Origin of the sequence: Sphingomonas sp. IC4-52 (genome assembly GCF_020707225.1) — a bacterium.
In the GTDB taxonomy this organism is placed as follows: domain Bacteria; phylum Pseudomonadota; class Alphaproteobacteria; order Sphingomonadales; family Sphingomonadaceae; genus Sphingomonas.
This window is the reverse complement of sequence record NZ_JAJFEU010000002.1, coordinates 449,525-464,050: the sequence shown is the minus strand read 5'-3', so window position 1 is coordinate 464,050 and position 14,526 is coordinate 449,525. Positions and strand designations below refer to the sequence as shown.

The 14,526-nt window shown below is 63.8% G+C and carries 13 protein-coding genes; 4 read left to right on the top strand and 9 right to left on the bottom strand.

Annotated features, from left to right (window positions below; all coding sequences use genetic code 11):
• Positions 1–20 precede the first annotated feature (20 nt).
• Positions 21–317, top strand: coding sequence for an EthD family reductase (locus tag LK535_RS08665; protein ID WP_066780549.1), 297 nt, complete (start codon positions 21–23; stop codon positions 315–317).
• Positions 318–782: 465 nt separating this feature from the next.
• Here the strand turns inward: LK535_RS08665 and LK535_RS08660 are convergent, their stop codons facing one another.
• Positions 783–1,346 carry an FKBP-type peptidyl-prolyl cis-trans isomerase gene (locus tag LK535_RS08660; RefSeq protein ID WP_227771488.1) on the bottom strand — a complete coding sequence of 188 codons (564 nt, stop codon included), beginning with the start codon at positions 1,344–1,346 and terminating at the stop codon, positions 783–785.
• Between the two features lie 86 nt (positions 1,347–1,432).
• Positions 1,433–1,639: a 30S ribosomal protein S21 gene (gene rpsU, locus LK535_RS08655; RefSeq protein WP_007404630.1), complete on the bottom strand. Its 207-nt coding sequence runs from the start codon at positions 1,637–1,639 to the stop codon at positions 1,433–1,435.
• A 197-nt stretch (positions 1,640–1,836) separates the two neighbouring features.
• Here rpsU and cysS point away from each other — a divergent pair, with 197 nt between their 5' ends.
• A complete protein-coding gene (cysS, locus tag LK535_RS08650) occupies positions 1,837–3,267 on the top strand; it encodes a cysteine--tRNA ligase (protein ID WP_227771487.1) in 1,431 nt (476 codons plus the stop codon).
• A 45-nt stretch (positions 3,268–3,312) separates the two neighbouring features.
• Here cysS and LK535_RS08645 read toward each other — a convergent pair whose 3' ends face one another.
• Positions 3,313–4,344 carry a M48 family metallopeptidase gene (locus LK535_RS08645; RefSeq protein WP_227771486.1) on the bottom strand — a complete coding sequence of 344 codons (1,032 nt, stop codon included), beginning with the start codon at positions 4,342–4,344 and terminating at the stop codon, positions 3,313–3,315.
• 23 nt (positions 4,345–4,367) lie between these two features.
• Here LK535_RS08645 and LK535_RS08640 point away from each other — a divergent pair, with 23 nt between their 5' ends.
• Positions 4,368–5,306: a D-2-hydroxyacid dehydrogenase gene (locus LK535_RS08640; RefSeq protein WP_227771485.1), complete on the top strand. Its 939-nt coding sequence runs from the start codon at positions 4,368–4,370 to the stop codon at positions 5,304–5,306.
• Here the strand turns inward: LK535_RS08640 and LK535_RS08635 are convergent, their stop codons facing one another.
• The 6 genes from LK535_RS08635 to LK535_RS08610 form a co-directional block, all read right to left on the bottom strand.
• On the bottom strand, positions 5,307–5,693 hold the full coding sequence (locus LK535_RS08635) for a response regulator (RefSeq protein ID WP_227771484.1): 387 nt from the start codon (positions 5,691–5,693) through the stop codon (positions 5,307–5,309).
• A 54-nt stretch (positions 5,694–5,747) separates the two neighbouring features.
• Positions 5,748–8,084, bottom strand: a complete 2,337-nt coding sequence (locus LK535_RS08630; RefSeq protein WP_227771483.1) for an ATP-binding protein — start codon at positions 8,082–8,084, stop codon at positions 5,748–5,750.
• A 47-nt stretch (positions 8,085–8,131) separates the two neighbouring features.
• Positions 8,132–9,382, bottom strand: coding sequence for an EAL domain-containing protein (locus LK535_RS08625; RefSeq protein WP_227771482.1), 1,251 nt, complete (start codon positions 9,380–9,382; stop codon positions 8,132–8,134).
• A 495-nt stretch (positions 9,383–9,877) separates the two neighbouring features.
• Positions 9,878–10,957, bottom strand: a complete 1,080-nt coding sequence (ald, locus tag LK535_RS08620) for an alanine dehydrogenase (RefSeq protein WP_227771481.1) — start codon at positions 10,955–10,957, stop codon at positions 9,878–9,880.
• Between the two features lie 151 nt (positions 10,958–11,108).
• A complete protein-coding gene (locus tag LK535_RS08615; RefSeq protein WP_227771480.1) occupies positions 11,109–11,309 on the bottom strand; it encodes a CsbD family protein in 201 nt (66 codons plus the stop codon).
• A gap of 51 nt (positions 11,310–11,360) precedes the next feature.
• Positions 11,361–12,245 carry a tyrosine-type recombinase/integrase gene (locus LK535_RS08610; RefSeq protein ID WP_227771479.1) on the bottom strand — a complete coding sequence of 295 codons (885 nt, stop codon included), beginning with the start codon at positions 12,243–12,245 and terminating at the stop codon, positions 11,361–11,363.
• Positions 12,246–12,303: 58 nt separating this feature from the next.
• Here LK535_RS08610 and LK535_RS08605 point away from each other — a divergent pair, with 58 nt between their 5' ends.
• Positions 12,304–14,472, top strand: coding sequence for a primosomal protein N' (locus LK535_RS08605; RefSeq protein ID WP_227771478.1), 2,169 nt, complete (start codon positions 12,304–12,306; stop codon positions 14,470–14,472).
• Positions 14,473–14,526: the final 54 nt, after the last annotated feature.

Here is a 14,526-nt window from a genome sequence, read left to right as displayed (position 1 = left end):
CATAAGGGGAGAGGGAAATCATGATCGTTAGTGTTCTGTATCCGAACCATGACGGCGCCAAGTTTGACGCGGGCTACTACAAGGCCAAGCATGCCGAGCTTGCCCGCGAGATCTGGAATCCGGATCGGGTGGAACTGATCGAGGGCCAGGCGCCCGGCGGCGGCGCTGCGCCGTTTGCGCTCATCGCCCATTTCCACTTCGCATCGCCCGAAGCCATGGGTCAGGCAATGGCCAATCCGCGGATCGGCGAACTTCAGGCGGATGTTCCGAACTTCACGGACATCACCCCGACGATCATGGTCGGCCGCACGCTTTGATGTGAACGATGCGTCGTACGTTCCTGATCGCCAGGGACGTGCGGCGCCTATGCCACAGTTGCAAGTCAACGAGGCTCTCAGCTTAGACAAGCGCAACGCCGCGCCAACGTCATCGCCCGCTAACCGCACGGCAGCTCCAGCGCAGCGCCGTCAGCTGATCATTGCGCATTCACCAGCCAGCGAGCGGGTCTGCACTCGTTAGATCAAGCGACGGTTCGGAACGCCAGGGTCTAGCGTTTGGTCGAGCTGATCGCGCCGGCGAGCCGGCAAGCGAACGTACTTCAGACCAGACACGTCGGATTTCAGCGCAGCTTGGCCGAATTCTCATGCCCGACTCAGCGCCTTGCCGATTTGACGGCCTGATTCGCCGACGGCCGACAGGGAGACGCTGAGCCAGATACGTCCGTAACGACAAAGGCGCCGCCGCTTCGTAGCGGCAGCGCCTTTCGAAAGTTTCAGGTCTGCTTAGCGGCCGGCGGGAGGCGCAGCGCCTGGGACACCGGCACCCGGAGCGCCGCCCATCATCTGCTGCTGCTGCAGCTGGCGGAGCACAGCTTCCGGCAGGAAGTCGATCAGCTCGACATCGAACATCAACGTCGAATTGCCGGGGATCGGACCCTTGGTTTCAGAACCATAACCGAGTTCCGGCTTGATCCAGAACCGGTACTTGGCGCCCTTCGGCATGAGCTTCAGGCCTTCCGAAAAGCCCTTCACTACGCCAGTCACCGGGAACGGTGTCGGCTGCTGCGACTTGTCGAAGGTCGTGCCGTCGAGCAGCTTGCCTTCATACATGACCAACGCCACATCCGTGTCCGTCGGCTTCGCGCCGGATCCGGCCTCGAGCACCTGGTACTGAAGGCCAGAGGCCGTCGTCACTACGCCAGCCTTGCGCGCATTGCGCGTCAGGAAGTCGTCACCCTGCACGGCCAGCGCCGCGGCGGCCATCACGGCGGCGACGATGCCGACGATCAGCCACACCACATAGCTGCGCTTGACCGGCGCGATCGGAACGGCGGTGACGGTCGACATGGCGATCCCCCGGTCATGACCAGGCGCGAATCAACGCGCCCGGATTGCAGCAAATGAAAGAGAAAGTTGAGACGATCGCGCGGTGATTACCGGGCGCCGTCACGCTCCGCACGCTTGCGCTCCAGCTTGCGAGCACGACGGACAGCAGCCGCACGCTCACGTGCACGCTTCTCCGACGGCTTCTCATAGTGCCGACGCAGCTTCATTTCGCGATAAACGCCTTCGCGCTGCAGCTTCTTCTTGAGCGCGCGCAGGGCCTGGTCGACGTTGTTGTCGCGAACGATGATCTGCATAAAACCGACACTTCTCCGAGATCTGAAACAGCCCGATTCCGCGAAACGGAAACGGCGGCAGCAAGCATAGCCCGCGCCGTGAACCCGCTGCGTCTACCACTCCCCTGTTGGCGGCGCAACCCGCCGCGCTGTGGCGATTGCGCCACAACCATGCGGCTCCCTTTGCGTGTGGCCAAGGCGGCGGTAGAGCGCGTTCCATGACGACGCTTTCGCTCTACGACAGCCTGTCGCGCTCGCCGCGCGCGTTCGAGCCCCTTGATTCGGCGAAGGGCGTGCGCGTCTATTCCTGCGGGCCAACCGTCTACAATTACGCCCATGTCGGCAATCTGCGCGCCTATGTCTTTACGGACACGCTGTCGCGCGTGCTCACGTGGAAGGGCTTTGACCTCACCCATGTCATCAACATCACCGACGTGGGCCACCTGACCTCCGACGCGGACGCCGGCGACGACAAGATGGAGGCGGCAGCCAAGCGGGCCGGCAAGGACATCTGGGCAATCGCACGCCATTATACCGATGCGTTCAAGCAGAACCTTGCGGACCTCAACATCCGCAAGCCGACGCATCTGCCGCTGGCAACCGATCACATCGCCGAGATGATCGACTTCGCCGTCCAGATCGAGGCGAAGCATTGCTACCGGCTCGACAGCGGCCTGTACTTCGACGTGACGACGGTCCCCGATTACGGGCGGCTGGCGCGATCGGCGGATGACGCCGGCGAGGGTCGGATCGATCCGGTGGCCGGCAAGCGGCACGCGCAGGACTTTGCGATCTGGCGCACGTCAGCGCCGGGCGAGAACCGCCAGATGGAATGGGATTCGCCCTGGGGTCGGGGGGCACCGGGCTGGCATCTCGAATGCTCTGTTATGAGCAAGAAGTACCTTGGCGAATCATTCGATATCCACACCGGCGGCATCGACCATCGCGAGATCCATCACCCCAACGAAATTGCCCAGAACCAGGCCCATTGCGGTTGCGCCGACAGCGGCGCTGCTTTCTGGATGCACAACAATTTCCTGGTCGAGCGCGCAGGAAAGATGAGCAAGTCCTCCGGCGAATTCCTGACGCTGCAGGCCTTGGTAGATCGCGGCTTCCACCCCCTGTCCTACCGGATGCTGTGTCTGCAGGCGCATTATCGCAGCGAGCTGGAGTTCTCGTGGGATAATCTGGCCGCCGCTCAGGTCCGGCTGAAGCGACTGGCGCAGGCCATCGAAGGTCTTCGGACGCGAGCGGATGCGCCGCAGAAGGGCTCCGCTGCGGGCTATCGCGAGCAGCTGGAAGCCGCAGTGTCGGAGGATCTCAACACACCCAAGGCGTTGCCCATCCTGGACGCATTGATTGCGGACAAGAAGGTCTCGCCTGGCGACCGGCTGGCCGCGCTGCAGGACTTCACCGAAGTGCTCGGCTTGCCGCTCGACACGATCAAGCGCGAAGACCTGCGCGTGCGGCCGGCCTCGGCGACCATTGATGAAGCTGCGATCGCCGCCCGGCTTGCAAAGCGGCAGGAAGCCCGCGCGGCCAAAGATTTCGCTGCGTCTGACGCAATTCGCGACGAACTGGCAGGGGTGGGGGTGGAGGTGATGGATGGCGATCCGCTGGGCTGGGATTGGCGCATCACCACCGTCTGATGGACGCAGGACTCGCGGCTTCGCTCGCGCAGGTTCGGCCCCAGCTCAGCGCAGCGGCGAATCGCGCTGGGCCAAGACGGGCGAAAGGTAGGGTCGTTCGCCGGCCGGTATCGCGCCGGCCGCCGCTTCGATCGCCGCGATCCGACGCTTTGTCGCGGGATGGGTGCGGCTGCGGAACAGGCCGCCGTCGATGTCACCGCCCCGCTCCCGCCAGAAGCGCGCGGCGGACGCAGGATCGAAGCCGGCGTTGTGAAGCAGGGCAACCCCAAGCGTGTCGGCTTCCAGCTCAGCCGTCTGGCCAAGCTGCGCATTGCGTCCGATCTCCTTGAGCAAGCCTCCCTTCACCCCGGCAGCCTCGAGCCGGACGCGATGCTTCAGGATGACGTGCGCGAGTTCGTGCGCCACGATGACCGTCGTTTCCTCGTCACGATAGCGCTCGAAGAAGCGCATGCCGATCTGGACGACCTTGCCATCGGACTGGGCCGTCATCTTCGGCCCGAGCACCACTTCGAAACGTGCCCGGCAGCCGAGACTTGCCGGGATCTTCACCTCGCGCCGCTCGCCGTCGCGAGCAACGGTCACAGATACGGGGGATTTCTGGCGCTCCAGTAAGTCGAGCGCAGCGTCGCGATCCGCGCTGGAAGGCGGTTGCGCAGCGGCGCCGAGCGCGTCCGATCCGATCTTCGCCAGGCCATCATTTGCGCGGATCCCGGCAACAGCAGCGGGAGAGCCAGGCACCACCGCCTCCACCGATACCGGGGTTGCGAAACGGAACGCCTGACGCGCAGCTGGCTGTGACTCGGGGTCATACTGAGTTTCGGCGTGAAGGATCATGCCGGTGGCCGGCACGGTGTCACGGCAGAGGGGTGCGTTGGCCGTGACCAACCGCTGCGCGATGGTAGCAAGCCGAAGGTCGATTGCACGCAATGCCTCGAGGCTGGCGACGGCGGGGCTGGCGATGGCAGGGCTAGCAACGGCAGGGCTGGCGGAGGTCGAGCCGAGAGGCCCAGTCAGGGCTGCGGCGGCGACAACGGCGGAGAGAATGGCGATCACATCAACCCGATAGGCGAGCCGCATGCGCCGCGCTATCACCTAGGGTCATGAAGGCTGTTCTCCCCGCAATCGCCCGTCCGCTGCTCGAACCGCAGCTCCCGCCCGATCTCGACGTTGCCTGGTGGTCGAGCCCTGATGACGCAAAGGCGATGATTGCCGATGCAGAGATCGCCTGGGTCGACATGCAGCCGACGAAGCTGACCGAAGAGACGCTTCGCGCCGCGGGAGACGGGCTGAAGTGGGTCTCCACCATCTACGCCGGGCTCGACGCCTTTCCGCTGGATGTGCTGCGCGCGCGCGGCGCCACACTCACCAATGGCGTCGGTATCAACGCGATCGCGGTGGCCGAATATGCAGCACTAGGCGTGCTGGCCGCGGCCAAGCGGCTGGACGACGTGATTCGCGCGCAGGACCGGGCCGAGTGGCTCCGCGATTCGCCCGGCAAGATCGAGCTTGCCGAGACCAAGGCGATCGTGATCGGATATGGTGCGATCGGGCGCCTGATCGGGGATCGGCTGGCTGCGTTCGGCGTCGAGGTTACTGGCGTGACCCGCTCTGGCAGCAATGGCACGCTGACCCCTGATGCGTGGCGCGCACGATTGGGCGAGTTCGACTGGGTGGTGCTCGCGGCCCCCTCCACCGGGGAGACGAAGTCGATGATCGGCGGGGCAGAGATTGCGGCAATGAAGCCGGGGGCCTGGCTGATCAACATCGCACGTGGCGACATGATCGACGACGATGCGCTGCTCGCGGCACTTCACAGCGGAAAGCTGGGCGGCGCCTTTCTCGACCCCACCAATCCGGAACCGCTTCCGGCCGATCACCCACTGTGGAAAGCGCCCAATTGCATGATCTCCATGCACCTGTCGGGACGCAGCCAGACCAAGATGTTCCAGCGCGCAGGCGCCATGTTCCTGCGCAACCTGGAGGCTTATCGCACCGGACGACCGATGGAGAATGTCGCCGATCTCGACCGCGGCTATTGATCAGCCGATCAAGCCACCGTCATGGGCCGCGAGCACGCGGCCCATCGCGTCGAACAGATTGTCCATTGCAACGGGCTTGAAGATCACCTCGTCTGCGCCCGCGACAAGGCAGCGCTCGCGCAGATCGACCGCGGTATCGGCGGTAACGACAATGATCGGAACGCGCCCCTTCTGATCCGGCCGCGCACGAATATGCCGAATGGCGGTGATCCCATCCATGCCGGGCATGCGCAGATCGACCAGGAGCATATCGAACTCCTGATCGTCGAGCAGGCGCAGCCCTTCCTCGGCGCTCTCTGCCTCGATCATGTCCGCTCCGGCCACGTTAAGCATATCGCGGACCACGCGGCGGTTCATCCGATCGTCCTCGATAAACAGGACGTTCATGGCCGCAGGCCGAACAGGCAGGCTAATCGTTCCATTGCCAGCGCTGTTATTGTCTCAAGCCGCGTGGGAAACAAGAGCGGAGACGTCCGGTTCGTCGCTAAACAGGGCCTGAACGAGTGCTTCTTTGCCAATCGGCTTGATGATGAAGCGAGAAACGCCGGCCTCACCCAGCCGCGCTTGCTCCAGCACCTCAAGCCGCGGGCCCAGCAGGGCGATCCGCGCTGCAGGTGCAGCCTGCGCCAGCGCGCGTACCGCTTCGATGGGATCCTCGCTGGTGCGCAGTGTTGCGTCGTCCAGCAACAGCGTCGCGGCCGGCCGCGCCGCGACTGCTTCCCGGGCCTCCTCGGCGGTACCCGCGAAGGACACGGTGCCGCCGACCGGGGAGAGCAGCGCTTTGAACATCGCTCGAGTGATTGGATTGCGGTCAACGACCAGCACGCCTGCGCCGGGCGCCGCCGCCACTTCGTCAAGTACTGCAGGCTCATACGGCAGGTCGAGGACGAAGGTAGCGCCCGCCCCTTCCATGCTGGTGACAATCACATCGCCGCCCATCGCGCGTGACAGATTGCGACAGATGGACAATCCCAGCCCGGTCCCGCCGAACTGCCGGGTCGTACCGGCATCAGCCTGGCGGAACGCCTCGAAGATGATCTCGTGCTTGTCCGGTGCGATCCCGATGCCGGTATCCGTCACCACCAGGCGCCAGCGATCATCCACGATCTTGGCGGTCACGCTCACGTGACCGCTGGCGGTGAACTTCACCGCGTTTGACAACAGGTTGAACACGATCTGACGCAAGCGGGTCGCGTCGGCGACGGCACAATGCGGCGCGTTTTCCAGATCGAGGGAGAAGCCAAGCCCCTTCGCGCGGGCCTGATCCTCCCAGATGCGGGCCGCTTCCTGGATGGTGCGCCTGATGTCGGTCGGTGCTTCCTCGATCGTCATGCGACCGGTTTCGATCTTCGCGACATCGAGGATGTCATCCACCAGCGCGCGCATCGTCATGCCGGCACCATGCACGACCGACAGCCGATCGCGCGTGGGAGGATCGGTTTTCGGATCGGCAAGCATCACCTGAGTCATACCAAGGATGCCGTTGAGCGGCGTACGGATCTCGTGACTGGTAGTGGCCAGAAATTCAGTCTTCGCAGCCAGAGCCTTGCCCAGCGCCGTGTTGGTCCGCGCCAGTGCGTTACGGCTGCGCCGGATGGTCACGATGCCGAAGATGAGCAGAGCGATGATGAGCAACGTGCCCAGGAACAACCATTGCTGGGTTCGGGCGCGGGCACGCTCGAATGCCACCGTTTTCTGAAGATCCTCCGCCTTCAGCTGAGCGATTCTCAGTTCCTGATTGGCAAAGTCGAACTGCGCACTGGCAATGGCGGCACTATTGGACCGGGCCGTCGCGGTGGCCTGATCGTCGAGCCGCTTCAGGGCAGCCAGATGCCGGACCGCGAGGTCGCTCCTGCCGAGCTTCGCATAGATGCGGTATGCTGTATCATGAGCGGAGCGATCGGGCGGCAGTGTCTTGTCGAGATCCTGGCCCTGGAACCGCTCCGTGATAAGGCGTTCGGCCGCCGCGAGGTCACCGCGTTCAAACGCCGCCTGCGCCGCAAGCGCGATAAAGCCGCTGCGGTGGGCGGCGGCGCCAGGTTTGCTTGCCAGGGTGAGACCTTCGGCGATGGTGCGTTGTGCACCCGCCACATCTCCCTTGGCGAGAAGCACTTCCGACATGTTGATCAGCACCTGCGCCTGTAGCGCCGGGCTCTTCATGTCCCGCGCGAAGGCGAGCGCCTTGGTCAGTTCAGTGCTGGCGCGACCAAGGCGACCCAGTTCCCGAAGCGCCATGCCGCGACCGTTGTGAATGGCGACCGACAACCCGGGATCGGCGCGATAGGCATCCATCGCTTCGTCGTAATAGCGAAGCGCGCCTTCGTAATCGTTGCCTGTGGCGTGGACCAAGGCAATCATGATCAGGGTCTTCGCCCGGCTTCGGGTGTCGCCGAGGTTACGGAAGAAATCGTGAGCGCGCCGCAAGTCGGAAAGCGCCCGACCGATCTGCCCAGTCGCATATAGCACGCCCCCCTCCGACAGGAGGATGTCGGCGTGAAGCTGCGTGCCGGGAGCAATCTTTTCGACCGTTCGCCGTGCGCCTGCCAGTGCCTCAGCAGCACGCTGAGGCTGCATAACGCGGCTATAAGCTTCACCCATCAGCCACAGCGCCGTGGCCTCCATCTGGAGAGATCCGGCACGGCGCGCGTAGGCAAGCGCAGACCGCGACTCGGCGACCGCTTCTGCCGGATCGGTCAGCATGCCAGCCTTAACCGAGGCGGCGAGCGCTTCAAACTTGGGATCGCTAATCCGCACAGTGGGCGCGGCGGCGGCCACCATCAAAGGCAATGCGAGGGTGAGCAGCCACCCTCGCCTAAACGGCGTTATCAACCGCGCTTCCACGCAGTGGCCAAGGCGTTGAACGTTGCCCGCGTGTCCTGCGACACGAAATGATGCCGATCCTCCTCCAGGAAGGTCATCAGCGCTTCAAGCGAGATCGGACGACTGATCAGGAAGCCTTGGACCATGTCGCAACCCATGACAGTAAGAAGCGCAAGCGCGGCATGCGTTTCGACGCCCTCTGCGACCACCTCCATCTCAAGGGCGTGAGCCAAGTCGATGGTGGAGCGGACGATCAGCGGATCGCGGTTGGAGCTGGTCAGCTGAGTCACAAACAGCTTGTCGATCTTCAGCTCGCGCGCAGGCAATTGCTTCAAATATGCGAGGCTGGACAGCCCGGCACCATAATCGTCGATCGCGATGACAATGCCGATGTCTGCGAAACGCTGTAGGTTCGCGATGGCCGACGCGGGATCGCGAATAACGGAGGTTTCTGTAACCTCGAACCCGAGTTTGGCGTCCGCTTCCGCTACCAAACGACAGGCCGCATCAACGAACGCCTGATCACCGAGCAGTTGGCCAGAGATGTTGATGAAGATGCGCAGGTCATGTCCACCGGCCAGCAGGCGTCGCTGATCTGCAATGGCACGCTCTATCGTCCAGATCGTAAGTTGATCAATCAGCCCGCCCTCTTCCGCGGCACCGATGAAATCACCTGGCAGGACTAGGCCGCGCGATGGATGCTGCCAGCGCACCAACGCTTCGGCGCTGCCAATCTCCTGTCGGCGGACATGGATCTTCGGCTGATAGGCGAGGAAGAGTTGTTCCTCAGCGATTGCCACTCTCAACTCATCAATCAGCGACCGAATCTCACGAGCGCCCAGCGCTCCAACGTCATGACGGACCGGAACATGGGCCGCACGAGCCTCCGCCAGCGCCGCTTCCGCTTCCTCAGCAAGACGAACGTCGTCGAGATTCGCAGAAGGACCGGCGGCAGCGCCGAAGCAGATTTCCAGTCGGTAAACTTCGCCGTCGAGGACGAATGGCTCTTCACACACCGATCGTAGCAGATCCAGCGTTCGGTCAAGCTCAGTCGCCTCCTCGCCCTCGAACGCCAGTTCCAACGTAGTGCGCCCGACAACCGTGAGCCGCATTTCGGGCGCTGTCTGCGAAAGTCGGGAAGACACGTCCGCGACCAGCATGTTGCTGCGCGCGCAACCGACATACCGACGAACCACGGCAAAATTCGCGATCTCGGCAAGAACGAGGAACCGCCACGCCGGCCGTTGCGCCAACATGGATGGCAAACACGTCAGCGAGCCGCCTCGCACGACGGGCACCTGCGCAGGTTTGATGCCTGAACCGACCATACCGGTCCGGAATACTCAGCAGATTTGAAAATACCCTTAACTTGCGAGCGGAAGTTAGGACAGCAATACTGTCCTTTATAAACTCTCTTGAATATTGGTAAACGGCTTGTTAACTATAAAGCGCGTCCTGTGGACGTTAATAACTAGGGAGTTCAAGATGCTCGCTTTCATTCTCGCCCTGATCTACGGCGGTTCGGACATTAAGCCCTGGTAAAGGGTTCAAACCACCCGAATGGCACCAAGAACGCTGCGGCTAGGCAGCCTTTCTCCGGGGTCTCAAGGGTGGGTTCGCCGACAAAGTCAGTGAAAAGTTCAACGTCGCTGCTCGTCAGCTACCGAGAACAGAAAACCCCCGATCCAGATGCTGGACGGGGGTTTTCTATTTGAACATTTCGCGGTCGAAGCTCTGTTCAGGCGACCGGATCAAGCGAGGCTTCGTGCCACGGCCTCATTGACGATTTTACCGGCCCGCACGTTCAGGCCCGCCATAAGTCCTGGGTCCTCATCGCACGCAGCAATGCCCTTCTCCGCCAGCGCTAAACCATACGGCAAGGTGGCATTATTGAGAGCATGACTGGATGTCAGCGGAACGGCACCGGGCATGTTTGCCACGCAATAGTGAATCACACCGTCCACTTCATAGGTAGGATTGGCGTGAGTGGTGGCGTGACTGGTTTCAAAACAACCGCCCTGATCGATTGCGACATCCACCAACACCGCGCGTTGGTTCATCCCACCGAGCATCTCGCGTGTAACGAGCTTGGGCGCGGAAGCCCCGGGGATCAGCACGGCGCCGATGACGGCATCAGCATCGGCGATCTCCTGCTCGATCGCTTCCAGGGTGGAAAAGCGCGTTCGCACACGGCCGCCAAACAGTTCGTCCAGCTGACGCAGGCGCGGCAGCGATCGATCGATGATGGTGACCTCTGCACCCAGCCCGACCGCCATGCGCGCGGCCTGGGTGCCAACCACACCCCCGCCGAGCACAGCAATTCGCGCAGGCGGCACGCCCGGAACACCACCGAGCAGGACGCCGCGACCGCCATTATAGGCCATCAGGGCCGAGCCAGCGGCCTCGATCGACAACCGTCCGGCAACCTCGCTCATCGGAGCGAGCAGCGGGAGCCCGCCATTGCGATCGGTAACAGTTTCATAGGCGATCGCCGTCACGCCCGATGCCATCAAGCCTTTTGCCTGCTCCGGATCGGGGGCGAGGTGAAGATAAGTGAAGAGGATCTGGCCCTCGCGCAGTTGTACCCACTCGCCCGGCTGGGGCTCCTTCACCTTCACGACCATCTCTGCGGTGGCGAACACTTCCTCGGCAGTGGAAATGATTACCGCGCCGACCGCCGTGTAGGCACCGTCGTCAGCACCGATGCCGGCGCCCGCCCCTGATTCGACGAGCACCTCATGCCCGCGCGCGACATACTCCCTGACCGCGCCCGGCGTCAGGCCAACGCGGTATTCGTGGTTCTTTATCTCCTTGGGCACACCGACGCGCATGCAAGTCTCCTGGTGATCGATGAGACCGATTCTGAGCGCCAGCGTCGCCGCGCCAGCACCGGGAAGCCGCTGCCGCTGCTGCTCCGATGATACCCGCCGGCGCTGCGCGCACCTGAAATGCAAAGCGCGCGGCGCCGGCGCGACGACGCTGTTAAATATTGTCGCCCAGCGCGCCCTTGACCTCGCCCATGAACTGCTGGCCCTTGCCCTTCAGTTCCTGACCAGCGCCCTCGGCCTCGAGACGCTCGTCAGCCGCGGTCCGGGTCGCCGGATCCTTGTCCGCCAGCGCCTGCTTGGACTTGCCAACAGCCTCGTTCAGATTGCCTTTAATCTTGTCGACCAACTCACCCATGATTGCCTCCTGTCCAAAACAAGGAAACGGGAGGGGAACATCGATGTTCCCTCAGGCGCGGGGATGGGCGTTGCGATAAACGTCCAGCAGATGCGCGGCGTCCACCGCGGTGTAAATCTGGGTTGAGCCAAGGCTGGCGTGACCGAGCAACTCCTGCAGCGATCGCAAGTCAGCACCGCGGCCGAGGAGGTGAGTGGCGAATGAATGACGCAGCGCATGAGGCGTGGTTCGATCTGACAAGCCAAGCGTTGCCCGGGCGGCGCGAACCGCCGCTCGCACCACCCCCGGTGACAAAGCGCCGCCGCGAGCACCGCGGAACAGCGGTGCGTCGCGCTCAACCGGCCATGGCGACACCGCCAGATAAGCCTCTATTGCCGTTCGCACCTGAGGCAACAGCGGAACGACCCGAGCCTTGTCACGCTTGCCGGTGACGGTGATCGTCTCTCCCAGCGGCATCGACGCGCCCGTCAGGGCTAGCGCCTCGCCGATCCGCAACCCCGCGCCATAAAGCAGCAGCAGCAACGCCCAATTCCGCTTGCCGACCCATTCCAATCGCGCGGCATCGCCCACTTCTTCGGCCAGGGCCACGGCCTCATGCGGGGCGATCGGACGCGGCACGCCCTTGCGCACACGTGGGCCCTTCATTCTGGGGGCGCTCCCTTCGCCGTTGGCCCAATCGAGAAAGTCGCGCGCCGCCGACAATTCGCGCGCCGCCGAGGCGTTGCTGAGCCCCTCCCCGCGGCGATGCGCCAGATACGCGCGCAAGTCTGCCGGCGTTACGTTCGTCAGCGCCTCGCGATCAACAGGACCGCCCAAGTGGCGACTCATGAACGACAGGAACCGAACGGCCGTGGCACGATAGGCACGCACCGTATGAATGGACCGCCGCAGATGACGGGTGAGATGCGTAGCGTAGAGCGTTGGCAGGTCTTCCACCTCGCCTCTCTATCATCCGCTTCCCTCCGAGTCGCCTGCACCCCATATGCGTGCTCGCATGTCCCGTGCCCGCGTTCTCGTACTCAATTCCGCCCTTGGCCCGCTCGACTATCGTGTGCCGCACGGCATGTCGGTAGAGCCGGGCTCCATCGTCGTGGCCCCGCTCGGCCCCCGTCAGTTGATGGGCGTCGTCTGGGAGCCGGAGCGGCTGCCATCGGATACTGAGGTGGGCGACAATCGCCTGCGTAACCTGCTTGCCGTCGCCGACGCTCCGCCACTCCGGCCGGCACTGCGTCGGCTGATTGAATGGACCGCTGACTATTATCTCGCGCCACCGGCCTCGGTCGCGCGAATGGCCCTGTCGTCGACCTCTGCACTGGAGGGCTCGCGGCAGGTCATTGAATATCGCGCGACCGGGCACATCCCCGAGCGCATGACCGCTCAGCGAGAACAAGCACTCGAGCGGATCGGCGATCGCCAGGGCCTGATTCGGGAGCTGGCGGCAATCGCCGACGTATCGGACGGGGTGATTCGAGGGCTGGTGAAAGTTGGCGCCATCGAAGGGGTCGAGGTGGATATCGACAGCCCCTATCCCCTGCCCGATCCGGACCATGCGCCCCCGACCCTTTCAACCGATCAGCGCGCCGCCGCCGACGTGCTCATGGGGAATGTGGCAGCCCATGCCTTTCGCCCGACGCTGCTGGATGGCGTTACCGGCTCCGGCAAGACGGAGGTTTATTTTGAGGCGGTGGCTGAGGCGCTCAGGCATGATCGGCAGGTTCTGGTCCTGCTGCCCGAGATTGCACTCACCGAACCGTTCCTGAAGCGCTTCCACGATCGGTTCGGGTGCGAACCGGTGGCGTGGCATTCGGGCCTCCGCTCCACGCAGCGGCGGCGCGCTTGGCGTGCCATCGCGAGCGGCGACGCGCGTGTGACGGTGGGCGCGCGATCGGCGCTCTTCCTTCCATACGCAAACCTCGGACTGATCGTCGTCGACGAAGCGCACGAGACCAGCTTCAAGCAAGAGGACGGGGTTCATTACCACGCGCGCGACGTGGCAGTGATGCGCGGCAAGTTCGAGAGCTGCCCTGTCATTCTCGCCTCCGCCACCCCCGCGATCGAGACTCGCCAGCAAGTCACGCTCGGCAATTATGCGGAGGTGAAGCTGCCGGGGCGCTTCGGCTTGGCGGAAATGCCGGCGATCGAAGCGCTCGACCTGCTGGAGCACAAGCCGGATCGAGGCCGCTGGCTTGCCCCACCACTGGTGAAGGCGCTGGAGGAGACACTGGAGCGCGGTGAGCAATCCTTGTTGTTTCTCAACCGCCGCGGCTACGCTCCGCTAACGCTGTGCCGACACTGCGGCCACCGTTTCCAATGCCCGAACTGCACCGCTTGGATGGTCGAACACCGGCTGACCCGCCGTCTGGCCTGTCACCATTGTGGCCATATCGAACCAGTGCCGCGGGCTTGCCCGGAATGCAGCGAGGAAGACAGCCTCGTCGCCTGCGGCCCAGGCGTGGAGCGAATCGCAGACGAAGCGAGCGCGCTGTTCCCGGAAGCGCGGGTGGCGATCGTCACCTCCGACACGATATGGTCTCCGGCGAAAGCGGCCGAGTTCGTCGGCCGGATGGAGGCTGGCGCGATCGACATCGTGGTCGGCACTCAGCTGGTCACCAAGGGCTATCACTTTCCCAACCTTACCTTGGTGGGTGTGGTCGACGCTGATCTTGGGCTGGAGGGCGGTGACCTGCGCGCCGCGGAGCGGACGTTTCAGCAGATCCGCCAGGTTTCCGGCCGAGCAGGTCGCGGGGAGAAGCCCGGGCGCGTGTTCATCCAGACTCACTCACCGGGAGCGCAGGTGATGCAGGCGCTGGTGACTGGCGATTCGGAGGCGTTCTACGAAGCAGAGACGGACGCCAGACGCGAAGCGGGGGCGCCACCTTTCGGGCGCTATGCGGCAATCATCGTGTCGAGCGAGGATCAGGCCGCCGCGCAGGAAACCGCCCGGCTGATCGGGCGCAGCGCTCCTGAGGTGGACGGCATGCACGTCTATGGTCCGGCACCGGCCCCGCTCGCAATGCTGCGTGGCCGGCATCGGTTCCGGTTGTTGGTTCATGCGCGCCGGGCGCTGGATGTGCAGGAAGTGATCCGTGGCTGGCTTGGCGCGCTGGACTGGCCGTCCAAGGTGCGGGTCGCCGTTGATGTGGATCCATACAGCTTCCTCTGACGGATCGGTCGGAGAAGCTTAGCAGCGCCATCATCGCGGTTGCACTTCGTCACG

Bases quoted from the DNA above. Each gene is read 5' to 3' on its own strand.
- LK535_RS08665 (WP_066780549.1), top strand. From the start codon at position 21: ATGATCGTTAGTGTTCTGTATCCGAACCATGACGGCGCCAAGTTTGAC.
- LK535_RS08660 (WP_227771488.1), bottom strand. From the start codon at position 1,346: ATGTCGACCGTCACCGCCGTTCCGATCGCGCCGGTCAAGCGCAGCTAT.
- rpsU (WP_007404630.1), bottom strand. From the start codon at position 1,639: ATGCAGATCATCGTTCGCGACAACAACGTCGACCAGGCCCTGCGCGCG.
- cysS (WP_227771487.1), top strand. From the start codon at position 1,837: ATGACGACGCTTTCGCTCTACGACAGCCTGTCGCGCTCGCCGCGCGCG.
- LK535_RS08645 (WP_227771486.1), bottom strand. From the start codon at position 4,344: ATGCGGCTCGCCTATCGGGTTGATGTGATCGCCATTCTCTCCGCCGTT.
- LK535_RS08640 (WP_227771485.1), top strand. From the start codon at position 4,368: ATGAAGGCTGTTCTCCCCGCAATCGCCCGTCCGCTGCTCGAACCGCAG.
- LK535_RS08635 (WP_227771484.1), bottom strand. From the start codon at position 5,693: ATGAACGTCCTGTTTATCGAGGACGATCGGATGAACCGCCGCGTGGTC.
- LK535_RS08630 (WP_227771483.1), bottom strand. From the start codon at position 8,084: ATGGTGGCCGCCGCCGCGCCCACTGTGCGGATTAGCGATCCCAAGTTT.
- LK535_RS08625 (WP_227771482.1), bottom strand. From the start codon at position 9,382: ATGTTGGCGCAACGGCCGGCGTGGCGGTTCCTCGTTCTTGCCGAGATC.
- ald (WP_227771481.1), bottom strand. From the start codon at position 10,957: ATGCGCGTCGGTGTGCCCAAGGAGATAAAGAACCACGAATACCGCGTT.
- LK535_RS08615 (WP_227771480.1), bottom strand. From the start codon at position 11,309: ATGGGTGAGTTGGTCGACAAGATTAAAGGCAATCTGAACGAGGCTGTT.
- LK535_RS08605 (WP_227771478.1), top strand. From the start codon at position 12,304: ATGTCCCGTGCCCGCGTTCTCGTACTCAATTCCGCCCTTGGCCCGCTC.